The 4,180-nt window shown below is 40.3% G+C and carries 5 protein-coding genes and 2 pseudogenes; 2 read left to right on the top strand and 5 right to left on the bottom strand.

All coding sequences use genetic code 11. The annotated features are described in order from the left end of the window. The first annotated feature begins 147 nt into the window (after nt 1-147). Nucleotides 148-333, top strand: a complete 186-nt coding sequence (locus tag AC5JMK_RS13185) for a hypothetical protein (RefSeq protein ID WP_495910293.1) — start codon at nt 148-150, stop codon at nt 331-333. A gap of 282 nt (nt 334-615) precedes the next feature. Here the strand turns inward: AC5JMK_RS13185 and AC5JMK_RS13180 are convergent, their stop codons facing one another. The 5 genes and pseudogenes from AC5JMK_RS13180 to AC5JMK_RS13160 all read right to left on the bottom strand — a co-directional run bounded on the left by AC5JMK_RS13180 (nt 616) and on the right by AC5JMK_RS13160 (nt 3,150). Next, a complete protein-coding gene (locus tag AC5JMK_RS13180) occupies nt 616-888 on the bottom strand; it encodes a CRISPR-associated protein Cas4 (protein WP_495910292.1) in 273 nt (90 codons plus the stop codon). After that, nucleotides 889-1,918 (bottom strand): annotated as a pseudogene (locus AC5JMK_RS13175) (ISAzo13 family transposase). It lies immediately after the preceding gene. Nucleotides 1,919-1,982: 64 nt separating this feature from the next. Next, complete coding sequence (locus tag AC5JMK_RS13170; protein ID WP_495910291.1) at nt 1,983-2,255, bottom strand: hypothetical protein; 273 nt, start codon at nt 2,253-2,255, stop codon at nt 1,983-1,985. A gap of 15 nt (nt 2,256-2,270) precedes the next feature. After that, entirely contained in the window at nt 2,271-2,540 is a 270-nt protein-coding gene (locus AC5JMK_RS13165) for a hypothetical protein (protein ID WP_495910290.1), read from the bottom strand. Beyond that, entirely contained in the window at nt 2,518-3,150 is a 633-nt protein-coding gene (locus AC5JMK_RS13160; RefSeq protein WP_495910289.1) for a hypothetical protein, read from the bottom strand. Before AC5JMK_RS13160 ends, AC5JMK_RS13165 begins: the two co-directional genes overlap by 23 nt. Nucleotides 3,151-3,273: 123 nt before the next feature. Here AC5JMK_RS13160 and AC5JMK_RS13155 point away from each other — a divergent pair. Then, nucleotides 3,274-4,131 (top strand): annotated as a pseudogene (locus AC5JMK_RS13155) (IS1380 family transposase); the annotation flags it as partial. Nucleotides 4,132-4,180 lie beyond the last annotated feature (49 nt).

The following is a 4,180-nucleotide window of genomic DNA, read 5'->3' as shown; positions in this document are numbered from 1 at the left end:
ATTACATGATACAAAACCCTTAACTATACCATAAAATAATTTTGCAAGAGGTCTACTCAAGAAGACGAGTTCTCCGAGCCGCAAGTCGAAGTCGTTTCAAATACGGATAAGCCTAGCAAGCAAGAGATTAGTGAGATTTGCAACGAATTGAGACGACTGCGGATTAACCCAGAGCCGTGTTTGGGTGTAGTGAAGAAGTACTGGGGGAATGTGCAAGGAGCGATCGCTCGTGTGAAAGAGGCTGTTGCTGAAGGCTTAAGTCTCAAGGCGGGTGCTGTAAGGGTAGCAACTAACCAGTATCTATGTTTCAATCCCGTTTCCAGGATTCGCTAAGTCTCAAGTCCATTTCCAGTTCTATCAAATCATTAAATTTAAGTTTCAATCCCGTTTCCAGGATTCGCTAAGTCTCAAGGAATCCGATTCAGCAACAAGATATCAATAAGGTTAATGTTTCAATCCCGTTTCCAGGATTCGCTAAGTCTCAAGTCCATGTACCATCTTCCTGCTTTAAAGAGACAGTGAAGGCTTCGTAGACTTTACTTAAAACGGCTTCGGCTTGAGTAACGTAGAGAACTGACATATTACTTTGGGATTTGAAATTTTCAAACAATTGGTTTACATTTCTGCACGGAGTGCTTTGACTTCAAAAGGTAAGCAAATTCGTTGCAAGCTGCATGAGGAGCATTTTTTGTTATTGTTAATGGGGGCTGGCATTTGCTGATTAGCAGCAACTTGAGCCAGCGCGATCGCATTTTCTGTAGCTTGTCGTAATTGGGGGGTAAATGCTACGGTTTGTCTTCTGCGGTTGGCGTGGTAAAAAATTTCGCCATAAGCAATGTTGCGTCCGGTGCGTTCTTCTAAGGACTCATGTAAAAATAACTTGAACAACTAAGCAGGAATTCTGGGTTTAATTACATAGTTCCATTCACCACGAAAAGAGTTGCGCTCAATAGCAATAGCATTAAATTCTTGGTCTGTAACTTTGATACCTGTTTGGTAGCGATTTTCATCTAAACTAGCTTCTACTTCTAATCCTTGTTGGGTGGTAGTATTGCGAATTAAATTAATCACGACTTGCAAGCTAGTTAAAGGTGTACCACGCCAATTTTGAGTGATGTGACAAAACAAGCGATGCTCAATTTTATTCCATTTACTCGTGCCGGGGGGAAAATGACAGACATGAATCGTTTTCTGAATTTCGTCTGCAAATTCTTGTAGTTTTAACTTCCATAGTCGAGAACGATAACTATTGCTACCACCACAATCTGCTGTAATCATCAGATGCTGACTTGTGGGATAAAATTGTTTTCCCATTGAGTACCACCAATAGCGAATAGACTCGACTGCAAAACCAGCTGTATCGTGATCAATACCCACATTGACCCATCCTTGATTTTTTGTAAGGTCATAAATTCCATAAGGAATTGCTTTACCTAATTCGGGGTCAACAAAGTCATGCATTCGTACCTCAGAGGTTATGTAAAAATAAGTTGGTCAACCTTATATTTATTCGGCTCATTCAAGTTCTCGAGTAGAGGGGGCAGCGCCGTACCCGGCGCTGCCAAGGTTGACCAACTTATTTTTACATAACCCCTAAAGTCATTGGTTCAATCAGCGATTCCAAATCACCTAGCAGCATTGGGTCTTGTTCTTCGAGTAGTTTACGTCCACCACCAACTTCACGGATTCGATTAGTCTGTGCCTCCGTTTGTGACCCATCTGATTCTGACAACAAACGTATCCCGGCATGAATTGTTGTCCGGGACAGTCCCGTTGCTCTTGAAACCTGACTTATACCCCCCCAACCCAGGCTTTGGGCTTCGATCGCTGCCCAAATACGTCTTGTTTTCTCATTCAAGTAAGGACACAACTCCTCATACTTGTCTTGAATGCTTTTGACTACCTCGTTACCAGCCATCTCATCCTGCAATGCCAGTTATATTCTCATTATTCAGTTTCTGGCTAATTTGTTCAAGTTATTTTTACATGGCTCCTAAGCTGATTTTCAACAGGTTTTTTTTGGGAGAACAATATTCTAACCCGATTGTCATTGGTAAACTATCTTCTTTGTGTAACCTTTCGGCTAATTCGGGATTTGCATTAGCAAACCAGCGAAAACACAACGCATGGATAGCGCGTCCTAATGTGGGGGGAAGGGCTTTGAGAGCGGAAATGGTAATTTGGATTGTGTGTAGGGAATGGGAATTGACCTCAACACCACCGATTTCGTAGCATTTCTCTCGCCATTCTACCAAGCTATTTTCAGCGATTTACCCTAAGAGCGATCGCATTAAATTTTCGTATAAAATCGGTTCTGGTAGTACTGGCATGATTTTCGTTACCCCATCTATTTTACGTAGAGGTATCCAGATGGGTGGAGTATCAACCTCAACTAGCCATTCCCGTAAGGAAATCGCTGTAGATGATATTTCAGTTGAGCGTAAAATCACACTTAATCCAGCAAAGCGGTTTTCTGTTTTTTTGGTATTTTGTAATATATTTGCAGCATTATTACTATCAGTATCTTTGGTAGAAGTCATAACGGGCACTAGTAGAACGAAGTCGTAATGGTAAAAATCCTGGTTCTATTATCCGGTCTTTGTCAATTTGGGCTTTGTCGTTGGAGAATGGATTAATGCGGTTGAAGGTAGTTTTTTTACCTAAATCATCCATTGGTTGTACGGTAAAACTAGCAGTGGGGTCTGGTGTAAAAGTGGGTGTATCAGTTAGTTGGATTGCATTGGGAAGAAATTGGAAAAAGCACCCTTTTTTGCCAAAATAATTGATTTGGGCAAATAATTGAGTTAATTGTGTGAGGTTGTCACATTCTCCCGCACAAATTTTTAATTCTCCCTGCAAATGTATCCATTCGCGAAATACAAACCCATCCTGCATAGGTACTGTGGAGCGATTTTTGTCGGCTTTATCTGCGGTTTGGTCGTAATATCTTAATTTATAACCGTTGCGATTGACTACCAACTGTTCTGGTGGGAGCAGGTATATCTGCAAATCGCGAATCCAGGAAAATTCCTTTTTGATCCAAATCTCAAAGTCGTCTTGGTGGTGTTTCCCTTGGCTTTCTAGTAATGCTTTTAATAACGCCATTTTGATAGCATAGGGTGTAGGTACCAAATTGGAACGTGCAGCCATGCTGGTTGCGTCAGAACGTTTGAGGGTAAATAAACTTACCCCGGATTTCTCACAAGACTTTAAAAAATAGGGGTCATAAACTGCCAAAATGTACATTTTAAAAGGATTCCAGCAGTTTTAAGTATGACCCCCAATAAAAACGATTGTATACCGGAACAGTTCATATTTGAACAAGTGAATTCATGTCCAGTTGTAGTTAATTTCAATGGTAAGCCTGTAACATCTGATGCCGGATTAACACTAATTGCGGAACTGGACAGAAAAAGAGAAATAACATCACGACTGGCAGCATGTTTCAAAGACTACCGAGAGCCAAATAAAATTCTGCATCCAGTTAATAGCTTAATTGCACAAAGAATATATGGCTTAATCATGGGCTATGAGGATATAAATGACCACGAAACTTTACGTCATGATCCAATATTTTCGCTGGCGGTTGGAAAAGTTATCAATTCGGGACAAGAATCAATTACTTTGGCGGGAAAAAGTACCTTAAATCGGCTTGAGCATTGTCCAGAAGATGTATCATCAAGGGCAGATAGTAGATATCACCGTATTGAACATGATGCATCAGCAATAGAAACACTACTAGTTGAGCTATTTATAGAATCTTACGACAAGCCACCACGACAGATAATTTTGGATTTAGATGTTACCGATGATTTAGTTCACGGAAATCAAGAAGAAACATTTTTTAATCCTTATTATCGAGGGTATTGTTATGCTCCACTTTACATTTTCTGTGGTAAACATTTACTTGCAGCAAAACTTCGCGCATCTAACGTAGACCCAGCATCTGGAGGACTAGAAGAATTACAACGAGTAATAAAAATAATCCGCTCAAAATGGAAAGATGTAAAAATTATTATTCGCGGAGATAGCGCATATTCGAGAGACGATATAATGAGTTGGTGTGAATATCAAAGTGAAATTGATTATGTATTTGGACTTGCTCCAAATAATCGTCTAATCCAGCTGACGGGGCGACAAAATAGCCTAAAAAGCTTATAGTGTAAAGGATGTAGCACTT

Source organism: Pelatocladus sp. (assembly GCF_059505505.1).
The sequence above is the reverse complement of the archived record's forward strand: the minus strand, read 5'-3'. Positions and strand labels throughout refer to the sequence as shown.